The sequence below is a fragment of the Streptomyces sp. NRRL F-5123 genome (assembly GCF_000721495.1).
Lineage (GTDB): Bacteria > Actinomycetota > Actinomycetes > Streptomycetales > Streptomycetaceae > Actinacidiphila.
In genome coordinates, this window is the sequence record NZ_JOHY01000045.1 from 16746 (window position 1) to 33345 (window position 16600).

14 protein-coding genes are annotated in these 16600 nt (G+C 74.2%); 13 read left to right on the forward strand and 1 reads right to left on the reverse strand.

Annotation, left to right across the window (positions count from 1 at the left end; genetic code table 11):
- Positions 1–147 precede the first annotated feature (147 nt).
- The 12 genes from IH54_RS0128245 to cynS all read left to right on the forward strand — a co-directional run bounded on the left by IH54_RS0128245 (position 148) and on the right by cynS (position 11244).
- Positions 148–1455 (forward strand): ABC transporter substrate-binding protein, encoded by a 1308-nt coding sequence (locus tag IH54_RS0128245; RefSeq protein WP_052397960.1) that lies wholly within the window; start codon positions 148–150, stop codon positions 1453–1455.
- 57 nt (positions 1456–1512) lie between these two features.
- Positions 1513–2478, forward strand: coding sequence for a carbohydrate ABC transporter permease (locus tag IH54_RS0128250; RefSeq protein WP_031522143.1), 966 nt, complete (start codon positions 1513–1515; stop codon positions 2476–2478).
- Positions 2475–3353 carry a carbohydrate ABC transporter permease gene (locus IH54_RS0128255; protein ID WP_043182524.1) on the forward strand — a complete coding sequence of 293 codons (879 nt, stop codon included), beginning with the start codon at positions 2475–2477 and terminating at the stop codon, positions 3351–3353. The genes IH54_RS0128250 and IH54_RS0128255 overlap by 4 nt, the downstream gene beginning before the upstream one ends.
- Positions 3354–3358: 5 nt before the next feature.
- The gene (locus tag IH54_RS0128260; protein WP_031522149.1) at positions 3359–4006 is read left to right on the forward strand and encodes a DUF624 domain-containing protein; all 648 of its coding nucleotides are present in this window, start codon (positions 3359–3361) and stop codon (positions 4004–4006) included.
- Positions 4003–5106 (forward strand): Gfo/Idh/MocA family protein, encoded by a 1104-nt coding sequence (locus IH54_RS0128265; protein ID WP_052397961.1) that lies wholly within the window; start codon positions 4003–4005, stop codon positions 5104–5106. Before IH54_RS0128260 ends, IH54_RS0128265 begins: the two co-directional genes overlap by 4 nt.
- The gene (locus IH54_RS0128270) at positions 5103–5456 is read left to right on the forward strand and encodes an L-rhamnose mutarotase (protein WP_052397962.1); all 354 of its coding nucleotides are present in this window, start codon (positions 5103–5105) and stop codon (positions 5454–5456) included. The genes IH54_RS0128265 and IH54_RS0128270 overlap by 4 nt, the downstream gene beginning before the upstream one ends.
- Positions 5457–5561: 105 nt before the next feature.
- Entirely contained in the window at positions 5562–6572 is a 1011-nt protein-coding gene (locus IH54_RS0128275; RefSeq protein WP_031522157.1) for a LacI family DNA-binding transcriptional regulator, read from the forward strand.
- A 127-nt stretch (positions 6573–6699) separates the two neighbouring features.
- On the forward strand, positions 6700–8058 hold the full coding sequence (locus tag IH54_RS0128280) for an MBL fold metallo-hydrolase (RefSeq protein WP_031522159.1): 1359 nt from the start codon (positions 6700–6702) through the stop codon (positions 8056–8058).
- Positions 8059–8609: 551 nt separating this feature from the next.
- Positions 8610–8975: a rhodanese-like domain-containing protein gene (locus IH54_RS0128285; protein ID WP_031522162.1), complete on the forward strand. Its 366-nt coding sequence runs from the start codon at positions 8610–8612 to the stop codon at positions 8973–8975.
- Complete coding sequence (locus IH54_RS0128290) at positions 8972–9715, forward strand: sulfite exporter TauE/SafE family protein (protein ID WP_031522164.1); 744 nt, start codon at positions 8972–8974, stop codon at positions 9713–9715. The genes IH54_RS0128285 and IH54_RS0128290 overlap by 4 nt, the downstream gene beginning before the upstream one ends.
- 296 nt (positions 9716–10011) lie before the next feature.
- Positions 10012–10587, forward strand: coding sequence for a rhodanese-like domain-containing protein (locus IH54_RS0128295; protein ID WP_031522166.1), 576 nt, complete (start codon positions 10012–10014; stop codon positions 10585–10587).
- A 165-nt stretch (positions 10588–10752) separates the two neighbouring features.
- Positions 10753–11244 (forward strand): cyanase, encoded by a 492-nt coding sequence (gene cynS, locus IH54_RS0128300; protein WP_420711804.1) that lies wholly within the window; start codon positions 10753–10755, stop codon positions 11242–11244.
- 31 nt (positions 11245–11275) lie between these two features.
- On the opposite strand, the gene IH54_RS0128305 is transcribed toward cynS, so the two are convergent.
- The gene (locus IH54_RS0128305; protein WP_031522171.1) at positions 11276–12250 is read right to left on the reverse strand and encodes a helix-turn-helix domain-containing protein; all 975 of its coding nucleotides are present in this window, start codon (positions 12248–12250) and stop codon (positions 11276–11278) included.
- 173 nt (positions 12251–12423) lie between these two features.
- Here IH54_RS0128305 and IH54_RS41970 point away from each other — a divergent pair, with 173 nt between their 5' ends.
- Entirely contained in the window at positions 12424–16497 is a 4074-nt protein-coding gene (locus IH54_RS41970; protein WP_052397963.1) for a S53 family peptidase, read from the forward strand.
- The last annotated feature ends 103 nt before the right edge of the window (positions 16498–16600 follow it).

Genomic DNA, 16600 nt, shown 5'->3' on the forward strand with positions numbered 1-16600 from the left:
CGGCGGCAGCGGCGCGGCGCGGCGCGCCGCCACGCCGGGACACGCACCACCCCCGCGGCCGCCCCGCCCGGCGTCCGCCCCGAACCCGCCCGTTACCCCCCGCGGCCGGCCACCGCCGGCGCGCCCGCACTCCGCAGGAGTACGTCCATGACTCTCCGTACCACCGTCCAGCGCCACCCCCGCAGCGTGCGGACCCTGGCCGTCGCCACGACCGTGGTGTGCTCCCTGACCCTGGCCGCGTGCGGGTCCGGCTCGGACTCCTCCAGCGGGGGCAAGGTCAAGTTGAGCTTCTCGTGGTGGGGTGACGCCTCGCGGGCCAAGGCCACCGAGGACGCGGTCGCCGCCTTCGAGAAGGCCCACCCGAACATCACCGTCAGCACGCAGTACGCCAACTTCGCGTCCTACAACCAGAAGCTGGCCACCCAGATCGCCGGCGGCGGCGCCTCCGACCTGATCCAGATCGACTGGGGCAACCAGAGCCAGTACGCCAAGAGCCACACCCTGCTCGACTTGTCCACCGGCCCCGGCAAGGTCGACCTGTCCGGCCTGGACCCGAAGTTCGCCGGCAGCGGCAAGGACGGCGACAAGCAGGTCGCCGTGCCGTTCGGCCAGGCCACCCAGAGCTTCGTCGTCGACACCACCAAGCTCCAGTCGCTCGGCGTGCCCGTCCCGCAGGCGAGCTGGACGTGGGACGACCTCAGGACGTACGCGCAGGCGGTGCACGACAAGTCCGGCGGGAAGGTCGCCGGGATCTCCGACCCCGGCACCACCTGGGCCGCCTTCCAGTCCTGGCTGCTCCAGCGCGGCAAGCAGCTCTACACCGGCGACGGCAAGCTCGCCTTCACCAAGGACGACCTCGCGCAGTTCTGGAACTTCTGCACCGACCTGCGCAAGTCCGGCGCGGCCACGCCCGCCAACCAGACGGCCACCCTCGTCTCCGGCCCCGCCGAGGACCCGCTGGCCAAGGGCACCGCGGCCGCCGAGTGGGACTACGACAGCATCTACGCCAGCCACGCCGCCGCCACCAAGGACACCCTGGCCCTGCTCCCGCTGCCCGGTGAGAGCGGCCGGACGGGCATGTACGCCAAGCCGTCGATGCTGCTGTCGGTCTACGCCCGCTCCAAGCACCCCAAGGAGGCCGCCGAGCTGCTGAGTTTCCTGGTCAACGACCCGAAGGCCGCCGCGGCGCTGGGCACCAGCCGGGGCCTGTTCCCCAACCTGGCCGTGCGGAAGCAGCAGGCGGCGACCGCCACCGGCAACGACAAGGTCGTCTCGGACTTCGAGGCCGCCAACGCCTCGCAGCTCGCCGCCACCCCGACCGCCCCGCCGAAGGGCGACGGCCAGCTCATCACGCTGATGCAGCGGATCTACGGCGCCGTCAGCTTCGGCCAGCAGAGCCCGGAGGACGCCGCCGGCTCCTTCATGCAGCAGGCGAACCAGATCCTCGGGCAGTGACGGCCCGCCCGTAACAGCCCCCGCACCACGCCTGACGAAGGACGAAGGAGGAAGCCGGTGAGTTCGACGGCACGGCTCGACCGACCGGTATCGGCGATCCCGACCCGCAAGCCACGCAAGCCCCTGCCCACCAAGGGTGTCGCCGACCGGACCGCCGGATACATCTTCCTGCTGCCCTGGTTCGCCGGCCTGGCGATCTTCACCGTCGGGCCGCTGGTCTACTCGCTGTACCTGTCGTTCACCGACTACGACCTGCTGGACCCGCCCAAGTGGGCGGGTCTGGCGAACTACCGGCAGATGTTCACCACCGACCCGCGCTTCTTCCACGCCGTGCGCGTCACGCTGGAGTACGTGGTCGTGGTGACGCCGGTCAAACTCGGGCTGGGACTCGCGGTGGCGCTGCTGCTCAACCGCAGGCGGCGCGGCGTCGGCGTCTACCGCTCGCTGTTCTACCTGCCCTCGCTGCTGGGCACGAGCGTCGCGGTGGCACTGGTGTGGCGCTCGATGTTCGCGCAAGGCGGCGCCGTCTCCGACGGCTTGGCCTCGCTGGGGCTGCCGAAGACCGACTTCGTCAACAACCCGACGTGGTCGCTGCCGGCCATCATCCTGCTGTCCTGCTGGCAGTTCGGCGCCCCGATGGTGATCTTCCTGGCCGGCCTGAAGCAGATCCCAGCGGAGCTGTACGACGCCGCCGACGTCGACGGCGCCGGCAAGTGGCAGCGGTTCTGGCACGTCACCGTGCCGCTGCTGTCCCCGGTGATCTTCTTCAACCTGCTGCTGGAGACCATCAACTCCTTCCAGGCCTTCACCCCGGCGTTCATCGTCAGCGGCGGCACCGGCGGCCCGGCGGACTCCACGCTCTTCTACACGCTGTACCTCTACCAGACCGGCTTCAACGACTTCCGCTTCGGCTACGCGTCGGCCATGGCGTGGGTGCTGCTCGCCGCGGTCGGCATCGTCACCGCCATGATGTTCCGCCTGTCGCGGGCGTGGGTCTTCTACGGGGACGGAGGCAACCGATGAGCGACCGCGCTCTCACCGCCGCAGCCGGGCCGCGGGCCGGCGGCGGCACGTACCGGGCCGTACTGTGGCACGTGGTGGTCATCGCGATCGTGCTCGTGGTGATCTACCCGGTGCTGTGGATGCTGGGCACCTCGTTCAAGCCCGCGACCGAGATCGTCACCTCCAACCGCCCCTGGCCGCTGCACTGGACGGCCGGCAACTTCCCCGACGGCTGGCACGCCAACCCCGGGGTGACCTTCGGCCGGTTCTTCACCAACTCCCTGGTGATCTCCGCCCTTGCCGTGGTCGGCACGCTGCTGTCCTGCTCGCTCGCCGCGTACGCCTTCAGCCGGCTGGAGTTCCGCGGGCGCTCGGTGATGTTCGCCGGCATGGTCGTGACGATCCTGCTGCCCTACCACGTGCTGATCGTCCCGCAGTACGCGATCTTCAAGCGGTTCGGATGGATCAACACCGACCTGCCGCTCGTCGCCCCGAAGTTCCTGGCCACCGAGGCGTTCTTCATCTTCCTCATGGTCCAGTTCATGCGCGGCATCCCGAAGGAGATCGACGAGGCCGCCCGCCTCGACGGCTGCGGTCCCTACCGCACCTTCCTCCACGTCGTGCTGCCGCTGACCCGGCCCGCGCTCATCACCAGCGCGATCTTCAGCTTCATCTGGACCTGGAACGACTTCTTCACACAGCTGGTCTACCTCAACGACACCGACAAGTTCACCGTGCCGATCGGCCTTTCGCTGTTCGTCGACCAGACCGGTATGACCTCCTACGGCCCCATGATGGCCATGTCGGTGCTGGCCCTCGCGCCGGTCTTCCTCTTCTTCCTCGCCTTCCAACGGCTCCTGGTGGACGGCGCCACCTCCAGCGGACTGAAGGGCTGACCACGATGCCCGCACACCCCACCCCCGGCGGTCAGGCGGCCGCCGCCCGGCGGTTCGGACCCGTCCTGAGCGCCGAGCGCACCGAGCAGGTGCGCACGGCCGCCGAGACCATGGCCGTCGGCGCGCTCTTCCTGCTCTTCTCGCTGCCTCTGGTCACCGTCGGCGCCGCCTGGTGCGCGGCCGCCGAGGTCGTCGCCGGCTGGCACGAGGAGCGCGAGGCGCCGCTGCTGCGGACCTTCGCCTGCGTGGTGCGCCGCGACCTGCGCAGCGGCCTCGCCCTCCAGGGCACCGTCCTCGCCGTCCTCGCCGCGACCTGGCTGGAGGTGCACACGGTGCTGAACTCCCGCATCCCGGGCCGCCCGGTGGAGGCCGCGGCCCTGGCGGTGCTGGGCGCGGCGGCCGTCGCGCTCGCGCTGCTGGCCGCAGCCTGCCGGGCCGCCGACCGCACCCCGTGGGCGCCCGCGCTGCGCACGGCGGTACGGCTCGCGGGCGCGGCCCCGGGCACGCTGCCGCTCGTCGTCACCGCGCTGGCCTGCGTGGCCGCGCTGGTCGCCACGATCCCCGCCTTCGCGGGCTTCATGGCGGGACCGCTCGCCTACGCGGTGTCCGTGGCCGCGGTCCGCGCCACCCGGCGCACCGGGGCCGCCCGATGAGCGCCCCGGTCAGGGCCGCCCTCGTCGGCACGGGCGCCATCGCCCGGCACGCCCACCTCCCCGCGCTGCGCGCGCTCGGCGACGAGGCCGACGTGGTCGCCGCCTTCGACATCGACGAGCAGGCCGTACGCGCCTTCTGCGCGGACGGCGGCGTGCCGCACGCGTACACCGACCTCGACCTGATGCTCGCCGAGCAGCGGCCCGGCCTGGTCGTCATCTGCACCCCGCCGGCCTTCCACCAGGAGCAGACCACCGCCGCGCTGCGGTCGGGCGCCTGGGTCTGGTGCGAGAAGCCGCCCTGCCGCTCGCTCGCCGAGTACGACGCCATGCGGGCCGCCGAGGGCGAGCCCGGCGGCCCGTACGCCGCCATCGTCTTCCAGCACCGCTTCGGCTCCTCCGCGGCGCACGTGCGCGAGCTGATCGCCGGCGGCGCGGTAGGCCGCCCGCTGGTCGCGCACTGCCAGACCACCTGGTACCGCGACGCTGCCTACTACGCCCCGCCCGGCCGCGGCACCTGGGCCGTCGAGGGCGGCGGCACCACGATGGGCCACGGCATCCACCAGATCGACCTGATGCTCGAACTCCTCGGCCCCTGGGCCGAGGTGCGCGCCATGGCAGGCACCCTGGTGCACGGCACCGAGACCGAGGACGTCTCCACCGCGCTGGTCCGTTTCGCCTCCGGCGCCCTCGCCACGGTCGTCAACAGCGCCGTCAGCCCCGACCAGGTGAGCCGGATCCGCATCGACTGTGCGCGCGCCACCCTCGAACTGACCCACCTCTACGGCTACTCCGCCGCCGACTGGCGCATCACCCCCGCCCCCGGCGTCGCCCCCGAGGAGGCCGCCGCCTGGCGGGACATGGGCGACGACGTCCCCAGCTCGCACCTGGCGCAACTGCGCGCGCTGACCGCCGACCTGAGGGCCGGGCGCCGCCCGCGCGCCAGCGGCGCCGACGGCCGCACCAGCCTCGAACTGGTCGCCGCCCTCTACAAGTCGGCCCGCACCGGCGCCACCGTCGAAGCCGGCGCGATCGCCCCCGGCGACCCGTTCTACACCTCGCCCGGCGGCGTGCCGGGCCCGCGGAAGGAGCCGGCCTCGTGACGGCCGCCGAACCCCCGCAGGAAGGCGCCCGGCGCCGTGTCTGCTTCCTGCTGAAGGTCCGCCAGGAGAAGCTGGCCGAATACCGGCAGCGGCATGCCGAGGTCTGGCCGGAGATGCGCGCGGCCCTCGCGGCGACCGGCTGGCACAACTACTCGCTCTTCCTGCGCGACGACGGCCTGCTCGTCGGCTACCTGGAGACCGAGGACTTCGACCGCGCCCGCGCCGCGATGGACGCCACCGAGGTCAACGCGCGCTGGCAGCAGCAGATGGCCCCGTACTTCGAGGCGCTGGACGGCGCGGCGCCGGACGCCGCGATGGTCCCGCTCGCCGAGGTCTTCCACCTCGACTGACCAGGCGCCCGCGGGCTCCGCACGCGGTGCTGTGCGCGTCCGCCCGTACGCCACGCGGTGGCCACTACTCTGTCGCTGTCCACGACATGGGAGACGACGTTAGCGATGATCGGCATCAAGGACGTGGCCCGGGAGGCCGGCGTCTCCGTGGGGACCGTCTCCAATGTGATCAACCGGCCCGACCTGGTGTCCGAGGCCACCCGGGACCGCGTGCTGTCGGTCATCAGCCGGCTCGGGTACGTCCGCAGCGAGTCCGCGCGGCAACTGCGGGCGGGCGCCAGCCGGATCGTGGCGCTGCTCGTCCTCGACATGGGCAACCCCTTCTTCGTCGACCTCGCCAGCGGCGCCGAGCGGGCGGCCCGCGAGGCGGGGCTGCGGGTCATGGTCTGCAACAGCGCGCAGGACGCCGCCGAGGAGGCCGACTACGTCGCCCTGTTCACCGAGCTGCGGGTGCGCGGCGTGCTCGTCACCCCCGCGGACCCGGCGGGCCGCAGCCTGGAGGTGCTGCGCCGGCAGAACATCCCGTACGTCCTCACCGACCGCGTCGCCTCCGACGCCGACGCGTGCTCGGTCTCCGTCGACGACGTGAACGGCGGCCGGCTCGCCGCCCAGCACCTCATCGACGCCGGGCACCGCTCGATCGTCTACGTCGGCGGCCTGGCCGACGTCCCGCAGGTGCGTGACCGGCGGGCCGGCGCGCTGGCCGCGCTCGCCGGCGCCGGGCTCCCGCCCACCGCGCTGGTGGACGTCACGACCGCCCGCCTCGACGTGGCCGCCGGCCGTGACGCCGGGGCCCGGCTGCTCGGGCTCGCGCCGCGGCCCGGCGCCGTCTTCTGCGCCAACGACCTGCTGACCCTCGGCGTGCTCCAGTCACTCTTCGACGCGGGCGTCAAGGTGCCCGACCAGACGGCGATCGTCGGCTACGACGACATCGAGTTCGCCGCCGCGGCTGCCGTGCCGCTCACCTCGGTCCGCCAGCCCGCCGCGGCCATGGGCCGGATCGCCATGGAGCTTCTCGCCGAGGAGACCGCGCAGGCGGGCGTCCCGCACACCCACCGGCAGATCGTGCTCCAGCCCGAGCTGGTCGTCCGCAGCTCCAGCCTGCGCCGCGGCTGACCCTCCGCCGCCCGCCCGCGCCCCACCCCCTCCGACCAGCTTCGATACCCCTCCGGTGATACCCCGAGGGGTATCCGTGTACCGTGGAGGTATACCCCGGGGGGTAAAGGGCGAAAGGAAGCACCTCTTGTTCTTCATCGAGACCATCGAGCTCAAGGGCCTCGGCAACCGGCACTACCTGGCCGGCGGCCGCTCGGCCGCCGTGGCGGTGGACCCGCCGCGCGACATCGACCAGGTGCTCGCGGCCGCCGCCCGGCGCGGCGTGCGCATCACGCACGTGGTCGAGACGCACCTGCACAACGACTACGTCAGCGGCGGCCTGGAGCTGGCCCGGGTGACGGGCGCCGCCTACCTCGTGCCCGAGGGGGCGCGGGTCGCCTTCCGCCGGGTGCCGGTGGCCGACGGCGACGAGATACGCATCGACGCGGGGCTCGGCCTGCGGGCCGTCGCCACCCCGGGGCACACCCCGCACCACACCGCGTACGTCCTGCACGACGACGGAGCGCCGGTGGCCGCCTTCACCGGCGGCTCGCTGCTCATCGGCGCGGTCGGCCGCCCCGACCTGGTGGAGCCCCGGCTCACCGAGGGCCTGGCCCGCGCGCAGCACGCGTCCGTGCGGCGGCTCGCGGACGAGCTGCCCGACGAGGCGTCCGTGCTGCCCACCCACGGTTTCGGCAGCTTCTGCTCCTCCGCCCAGGCAGGCGGGGACGCCACCACCATCGGCCGGGAGAAGACCGTCAACCCGGCATTGACGGCTGACGTGGAGTCCTTCGTCACCCGCCTGCTCGCCGAGCTGGACGACACGCCCGCGTACTACGTCCACATGGCCCCGGTGAACGCCGCAGGGCCCGCTCCCGTGGACCTGACCCCGCCCGGCGTCGCCGGCGCGGGCGAGATCGCCGAGCGGCTCGCGGCGGGGGAGTGGGTCGTGGACCTGCGCAACCGCGTCGCCTTCGCCGAGGGCCACGTCGCCGGGACGTACAACGTCGAGGCCGACGGCAAGCTCGCCACGTACCTCGCGTGGCTGATCCCGTGGGGCCGCCCCGTCACGCTGCTCGCCGGATCCCCCGAGCAGCTCGCCGCCGCCCAGCGCGAGCTCGTCCGGGTCGGCATCGACCGCCCCGCGGCCGCCGCGACCGGCACCCCGCGGGAGTGGGCCGCCGAAGGTGCCCCGCTCGCCTCCTTCCCGCGCGCATCCTTCCGCGACCTGGCCGCACGCGGCACGGAGGGCATCGTCGTCCTCGACGTGCGCCGCAGCGCCGAGCGCGCCGCCGGCCACCTCGCGGACTCCGTCCACATCCCGCTGCACGAGCTGAACGGACGGCTCGCCGAAGTCCCCGCGGGCACGGTGTGGGTCCACTGCGCCGGCGGTATGCGCGCCGCCATCGCCGCATCCCTGCTGGACGCCGCGGGCCGCTCCGTGGTGGCGGTGGACGACGCCTTCGACGCCGCCGTCGGCACCGGCCTCCCCCTCACCACGAACTGAGCACGCGCTCGCTCACGGCACCCGTTCACGGCCTGGCGGCCGCTGCCGCCACGAGCGGTACGGCGCCGACTCCGGCGGCCTGCGGTAACGCCCTGCCGGGCGCGCGGCCGTCGCCGGCCGGGTCTCCCCGGCCGTTCCGGCCGCACACGGTGCCGGGCCGGTGCCCGTGACCTGGGTGACCGCCCGCAGGGTGCGCGCTCGTCGCGGGCCGGGTGCGTGCGGTGACCGCCCGCCGGGTGCGTGTCTGCCGCTGGCCAGGTGTCCGATGCCGCTCCGCCGCGTGCGCTGCGGAGGGCGCCGCTGACCTGCGGCGCCCACGTGCCGGGCGCCCTCGCCGGTGGCCGGGCAACCGGTCGCGCGCCGTGTGCCGGGCTGCTGCCCGCGACGTGGGCGACTGCCCGCCGGGTGCGTGCTCGCCGTGGGCCGTCTGCCCGCAGTCCCTTCCGCCGGGCGTGCGGCGGCCCCCGTTCCCGACAGGTGCCCGCCGCCCGCGACTCCCCTCCGACGTCCGAACCCCGGATCCCTCCACCACGACTCCCGTGAGGCTTGTGATGTTTCCCTTCCGCGGCGCTCCGCGCCGCGTCAGCGCCGACGAGGCCCGCCACCGCACCCTCGGCCCCGCCGCGCCCGCCGTCCTGGTGGACGTGCGGGAGCGGGCGGAGTGGGATGCGGGGCACGTGCCCGGCGCCGTGCACGCGGCGCTGTCCCGGCTGGTGGCCGGGGCGGCTCTGCCGGGTGCGGCCCAGGGGCGGCCGGTGGTGGTGATCTGCCGCAGCGGCCACCGCTCGCAGCAGGCGGCCCGGCTGCTCGCCGACCGCGGCGTGGACGCCGTGGACGTCAAGGGCGGCATGAAGGCGTGGGCCGCCGCCGGGCACGCGGTCGCAGGCCCGCACGGGACGACCGGCACCGTGGCATGACGGACCTCGTCCTGGCGCTCACCTCCGGCGCGGTCGTCGGCCTGGCCCTCGGCGGGCTGGGCGGCGGCGGCAGCGTGCTCGCGGTGCCCGCCCTCATCTACCTGCTCGGCTTCACCCCCGCCGACGCGACCACGGCGGCGCTCGTCATCGTCGCGCTCACGTCCGTCACCTCGCTCGCCGGGCACGCCCGGGAGGGCAACGTGGCCTGGCGGACCGGGCTGCTCTTCGCCGCCGCGGGCATCGTCCCCGCGGCGCTCGCCGGGGCCGCCGCGGGCCACCTGCCGCAGCGGGCGCTGACCGCGGCCTTCGCCGCCGTCGCGGTGCTCGCGGCGCTGCGCATGCTGCGCCCCGCGCCGCCCGCGCGCCCCGGCGCCGTGAACCCCGCGCGGGCGGGCGCCGCGGGAGCCGGGCTCGGCGCGGTGACCGGTTTCCTCGGCGTGGGCGGCGGCTTCCTGGCCGTGCCGGTGCTGGTCGGCGTGCTGAAGGTGCCGATGCGGCGGGCGGTCGGCACCAGCCTGCTGGTGATCACCGTCAACTCGGTCGCCGCGCTCGCCGCCCGCTCAGGCAGCGGCTCGTCGCTGGACTGGGCGGCCGTGGCGCCCTTCACCGCCGCCGCGGTGCTCGGCGCGTGGGACGGCAAGCGGCTGGCGCGCAAAGCCACCGGCAGCACACTCCAGCGGCTCTTCGCCTGGGCGCTGCTCGCGGTCGCCGCGCTGATGCTCGTGGACGCCGTCCGGTGACCGGCGGCCGCGCCGGAGGTGCCGCCTGCGGTGGGTGCCGCGACCTTCCGCCGGCGGTGGGCCGGTCGTGCGGTCCTCGCCCCAGAGCTTCGCCTGGGAGGTGCCCCCACGCGCCCCTGACGGACGCCGCCCCGCGCCCCCGCGGTCGCCCCCGGACGCCGCCCGTGCGGGGCACGACCACCGCAGGGGGAAGGCCTCGGAAACCTACCGGTCGGTAGAAAGCTTCACGCTCCCGTACGACTCCCGAAACAGAACCTGTTCTCGGGGCACTCTTGACCCCTTAGGATGCATGCACTATGGCTACGACCACCTCCCTCGACGCCCGCCAGGCCCGTGCCCGGCTGGACGACCTCACGGTCATCGACGTGCGGACCGCCGGCGAGTACGCCGGCGGCCACATACCCGGCGCGCTCAACGTCCCGCTCGACCGGCTCGACGATGCCCTCCCCGGCATCCGGGACGCCGCCGAGCGCGGCCCCGTCCTGGTGGTGTGCGCCTCCGGCGCCCGCTCGGAGAACGCCTGCCGCACCCTCGCCCGGCACGGCATCGAGGCCGCCACCCTCACCGGCGGCACCGGCGCCTGGGCGGCCGAGGGCCACGACCTCGCCCGCCCGCAGGGCAGCCCGCGCGCCGTCTGGGCCATGGAGCGGCAGGTCCGGTTCACCGCGAGCCTCATCATCCTGCTCGGCCTCGCGCTGGGCTTCTTCGTCCACCCGGCCTTCCTGCTGCTGTCCGCCGGCATCTGCGGCGGGCTGATCTTCTCCGCCCTGACCGACACCTGCGGCATGGCCGTCGTGCTGGGCAAGCTCCCGCACAACCGCCCCCGCGCCGCCGACCTCGACGCCACGCTGGCCCGGCTGCGCGGCCGCTGACCCGCGGCAGGGCAGGAGGCGCCACGAGCCGGCGAGGCGGTGGAACACGCCTCACCAAGAGCCGGCGAGGCGGCGGAACACGCCCGAAACACGCCTGACGTACCATCACCCCCCTACCAGCGGCCCGGTGACCCACCGGGCTCCCGGGCGGGGAGGTCCCGAGCGATGAGCGACGCAGGGAAAGACGGCGTGCCGGGCGGTCTTCCGCCCCGCATGGACCGCGACGAGATCACGGCCGCGATCGTCGCCGCCAGGCTGGCCAAGGGCCTGACCTGGCAGAAGCTGGCCGACGAGATCGGGCGGCCGGTGGTCTGGAGCACCGCGGCACTGCTCGGGCAGCACCCGCTCCCGCCGGACGCCGCACTCCGGGTCGTCCGGCTGCTCGACCTGCCCGACGAGGCCGTGCCGGTGCTCGCCGCCGTCCCGCACCGCGGGGCGGGCGGGGTGCCGACCGATCCGACCATCTACCGCCTCCACGAGGCGGTGCAGGTCTACGGCCCGGCCCTGAAGGAGCTGATCCACGAGCAGTTCGGCGACGGGATCATGAGCGCGATCAACTTCAAGGTGGACATCGGGACCGCGACACACGACGGGGCCGCGCACGTCGTCATCACCTTCGACGGGAAGTTCCTGCCCTACAGCTGGCCCAACGACTGAACCGGCCGCCCCGCCCGCGCCCGGCGGCCCGTCACAGCCAGCCGCGGCGCATCGCCTGGGTGCCGGCCTGGAAGCGGCTGGTCGCACCCAGGCGCCGGGTGAGGTCGGCGATACGGCGCCGCAGCGTGCGCTGGCTGAGGTCCAGCTGCCGGGCGATCGCCTCGTCCTTGAGCCCGGCGTTGAGCAGCTGCAGCAGCGCCCGGTCCTCCTCGGCGATCTCCGGGTGGACCTGCACGGCGGCGCCGGGGGCGGCGAAGATCGGCGTGCCCTGGGCCCAGTGGACCTCGAACAGCTCGGTCAGCGCGTCGCTGAGCCCGGACTGCCGGACCAGCACCGCCGCGGTCCGCATCCCCTCGTCGCTGCCGGTGAGCGGCACCAGCGCCTCCCGCCGGTCGACCACGATCAGCTTCGTCGGCACCCGGGGCAGCACCCGGGCCTGCTCGCCCAGCGCCACCAGGTCCCGCAGCCGCTCCGCGTACTCCGGCACGGCCAGCACCTCGCCCGCATAGGCGGCGCGCACGCTCACCCCGCGGGCCAGCAGGGTGCGTTCGGCCTCGGAGGTGCTGCCGTAGGAGGTGACGTACGGCGGCGTGTCGAAGGCCAGCACCTCGCGTTCCGCGCTCGCCAGCAGCTCCTCGACCCGCCGGGTGATCCGGGCCGGGCCCTCGATCACCTCCACCATCAGCCGCGGGTCCGCACGCAGGCTGCGCTCGTGGAATTCCGCGGCGTACGCCTCCACGGACGAGGCCACGCGCTCCAGCTCCGCCTGCCGGGCGCGGATGAGCGAGGCCAGCCCGGTGCGCGGGTCGACCGGCGCGTACTGCGCGGGGCGGCCCGCACGGCAGCCCGCCAGGCCCGCGGCCACCAGGCCGTCGAGCGCCAGCCTGGCGCGGGCGGGCGGTACGTCGAGGAGCTCGGCCAGCGCGCCGGCCGTCAGCGACTCCTGACGCAGCAGCACCTGGTAGGCGCGCTCCGCGCATTCGTCAAGACCGATCGGCTCCAGCACCCTGCCGCCCCCTCGTCCCTCTGCCGGGTTTTGACCTGATTCGGCCCGGCCCCGGTGTGGCCACGTGTGGCCATTGGCCATAAGTGGCCAACCGAACCACTCCCTTGTCACCCCCGTGAGCTGCAACTCTACGACCTCCCCCCTTCGTGGTGACAAGGAGTTACGAGCCCCCGATGAAAATCCGAGCAAAGGCCCTGCGAGGCGGTGCGCTGGCCGCGGCCCTGGCCACAGCCGCCGCCGTGCTGGCGGCCCCCGCGGCGCATTCCGAACCGTCCGACCACGTCATACGCCTGAACGCCGCCCAGCTGGCGAAGCTGAGCGCCAAGTACACCCCGATGAGCGACGGAACGCCCGGCCTGGTGGCAGCGGCCGCAAAGGCCGGCGGCTCCCAGGGCGACGCGGCCGGGACGTCGGACCCGGCGGCGCCGCAGACCGCCACGTCGCCGTCCGTCGACGAGCAGACGAACTGGCAGACCGCGCGCGGCGCCGCGTCCACGCTGGCCCTGAACGGCACCGGCGACTGGGTCGCGCTGTTCGGCAGCGGCTCGGTCACCCGGTACGACGCCCACGGCGACCCGGTGTGGCAGCGCACTACGCACTCCCTGTACTCCGACTGGCACGTGACGCCGCAGAGCAGCCTCCAGCAGGAGGAGTACACGGCGTCCATGTACGAGGGCTACAACCCGTACAACCCGTCGTCGACCGGCAAGCACCCCTACGCGCAGGCGGACTTCAACCACGACGGCGTCGCCGACGTGGCGGTGGCCTACTCGGTCGGCGACAACCCGGTGCGCAGCTTCACCAGCCCCGGCTCGGCCCTGTCGACCGGCACCTTCGTCAGCGTCCTGGACGGCCGCACCGGCCGGATGCTGTGGCACCGGCTCGTGCCCGGCTACGTCGGGTCGATGCTGGTGCAGGACGGCAAGCTGGTCGTGGCCGAGCGCACCGGCCCCGACTGGGACCTGGACCCGGTCGCGGAGCAGGGCGGCAGCCGCAGCTCGCTCACCGCCTACTCCTTCGCCGGCGGCGCCGAAGGCCTCACCGCACGCACCGCGTGGACGTACAGCACCGGGGCGCCCTGGGCCTCCTGGTCCGACGTCGAGCCGATGACCGGCGGGCGGATCACCGCCGGCTGGACCGACACCCCGTTCGGCCTGGGCAGCCCGCGCCCGGCGGCCGGCCACGTGGTGGTCGTCGACGCGGCCACCGGTCACGTCAGCGTGGACACCAGGACCCCCGGCTACCCGCGCATCGTGCACCAGGACCCGGACTCGGACCGGGTGCTGGTCGCCGAGCAGAACGACCCCTACGACGCCGTGCGCTGGGACCTGACCGCGTACGACGCCCGTACCGGCTCCCGCTCGGTGCTCGCCTCGCGTGAGGGCACCATCCCCGAGGCGTTCCTCGTCAACGGCCAGGCGCACGGCGAGCAGGCGCGGTACGCCGTCGCCGAACTCGGCATCGACCCGGTGACGCTGGCCGACGGCCAGAGCACGGTGTCCGGCTGGGACGAGCAGGGGAAGACGGTGTGGCACCACCAGACCGCCAGCACCGTCGGCGAAGCCAACGCCCCGACCCTGTCCCTGGCGCTCGACCCGCACGGGCACGGCCAGGTCCTCGCCACCGTCGCCGACGCCACCGCGGTGACGGCCGCGACGCCCGAGGGCCTGTACCACATGCAGCTGCTCGCGTTCGACGCCCGCGACGGCGGGGTCATGTGGCGGCGCGAGGGCGACGTCACCGGCGACCAGGTGACGCCCTACCAGGGCCGCCTGCTCACTGTCGGCTACGACGCCACCGCCTGGTCGATCGACCCGCAGCACGGTGATGCCACCGCGCTGCCGCTGCTGGGCGACCTGTACTCGGCGGTCTCGGCCGACGTGAACGGCGACGGCGTCAGCGACCTGGTCGCCGGCGGTCAGAGCCACGGCCTCTTCGCGCTCGACGGCCGCTCGCTGAAGAGCAGCACGCCGCGCATCCTGTGGCACGCCGCCGTCAGCGGAGCCGTCCACCAGGTCCAGCTGGCCCAGGTCGCCGACAGCCGGGGCACCGAGGCGACGCGCCTGGTCGCCGCCACCTCCGGCGGTTTCGCGGTGCTCGACCCGCACAGCGGCCGTGTCACGGCAGACGTGGCCACGGGCGCCTTCCAGTACGGCGTGACCGTGACCGGCGGCGAGATCGTCGCCACCGGCGCCAAGGGCGTCAGCGCCTACACCGCGGACGGAACCGCCCGCTGGACCTACCGCCCCGCGGGCACCGACGGCAAGCACGTCGTCTACTCCACACCCGCCACCGACGGCCAGGGCCGGCTGTTCCTGGAGTACGGCGGCACCCTGTCCGGCTTCGGCACCGGTGCCAGCGACCCGGCCCCGACCGCCGTCGCGCTCGACGCCGCCGCAGGCACCCAGCTGTGGAGCGAGCGGCCCACGGGCCTGACGGCCACCTGGATCGAGCAGCAGGCCGGCGCCTTCGCCGACCCGGCCATCCCGTCCGCCGGCGGCCACGGCGTCGCCTTCGCCTTCGGCGGCAACACGCCGGGCGAACCGCACCAGGTCCAGATCGTGGACGGCCGGACCGGCAAGGTCGTCTCGGCACGCGACACGATCGGGTCGAACACCTTCCAGGGCTTCGCGGCCTCGCAGAAGTACGGCCTGGTCGAGCTGCACGCCTTCGAGGTGACGGTCTACCCGGCCGACGGCAGCGCCGCGTACGACGTCCGCATGAACGTCAACCCGCAGCAGGGCGTGTTCGTGACGACGACGGGTGGCAAGGAGACCTTCGTCATGGGCGTCGGCGGGATCGAGCAGTTCGACCAGCCCTTCCCGCAGCCCGAGGACACCCTGGCCGCCACCAGCGAGGCGTTCTCGCAGTTCGCCGGCTCGGTCACCCCGGTGACCCTCACCGGTGCCGGAGCCGGCACCGAGTTGGTCGGCCTGCCGCGCGACTGGGCCGCGTACGCGCTCAACCAGGAGGTCGGTACGTACGGCGCCGACATGGCGGCGCCCGACGCCTTCCCGCACGGTGTGACGGTCCAGCAGGTCACCGACACGGCGAAGGCGGCGAAGCCCGCGCCGAAGTCGCTGCTGAAGTCGCCCGCCGCCGGCGCGGCGGCAGCCCCCGTCAAGGACCCGGCCCTGCCGAGCGGCACCGCCACCCCCTCGCTGAAGGTCCAGGCCTCGGTGCGGGTCTCCCCGCACGACACGATCGAGACCACCCGCGGCTACACCCCGCAGCAGATCCAGGCCCGGCTCGGCCTGACCGGTGACGGCACCGGCCAGACCATCGCCGTCGTCGACGCCTACGACTACCCGAACGCGACGTCCGACCTGAACCACTTCGCCGACCACTTCGGCCTGCCGCAGACCTGCGACAGCGTCCCGGCCGGCACGGACTGCTTCGACTTCCGGCAGGTCTACGCCGACGGCACGCGGCCCGAGGCGGACGCGGGCTGGGAGGAGGAGGAAGCCCTCGACATCGAGTGGGCGCACTCCGTCGCACCGCACGCCAAGATCGTGCTGGTCGAGGCCGCCGACGCCTCCGCCGCCGGCCTCTACCGGGCCGTCGACAGGGCCGCGGCGCTGCACCCGGCGGCGGTGAGCAACAGCTGGGGCATGTCGGAGTTCTCCGAGGAGTCCTTCTACGACGGCCACTGCAAGCTCGCCGACTCCGTCTGCACCCAGTCCACGGGTGACGCCGGCTACCCCGCGGGCTACTCCAGCACCAACCCCAACGCCCTGGCCATCGGCGGCACCAACCTCCAGCTGGACGCCGACGGCACCACCCTGGGCGAGACGGCATGGCGCTCCACCGGCGGCGGCCTGAGCTACTTCGAGAAGCGCCCCGCCTACCAGGACGGTGTGCAGGACTCGGCGTACCGGGCCACCCCGGACGTCAGCTTCGTCGCCGACCCGCGGACCGGCGTCGCCGTCTACACCACCGCCCTCGGCGACCCCGAGTGGCTGGAGGTCGGCGGCACCAGCCTGTCCGCCCCGGTCTGGGGCGCGCTGCTGACCGCCACCGACCAGCTGCGCGCCACCGCGGGCAAGCACCCGCTGGCCGTGGCCGGTCCGGACGGGGACACCGCCCACGGCGACGTCTACGGGCTCGGGGACAAGCTCAACGACGTCACCGCCGGCTCCAACGGAGCGTGCGGCTCCGAGTGCACCGCGGGGCCCGGCTACGACACCGTGACCGGCCTCGGCTCCCCGCTCGCGGGCGTCGACACGGCGCTGGCCGCGATGAAGTGACGGTCCACCGGGGAGGACCGGGCGGGGGCCCGGCCATCCCCGGACGGGGCGCGTCCGGAGGGGAGCGCCCTACGGACCGGGGGCCGGCTCACACCGCTCGCGC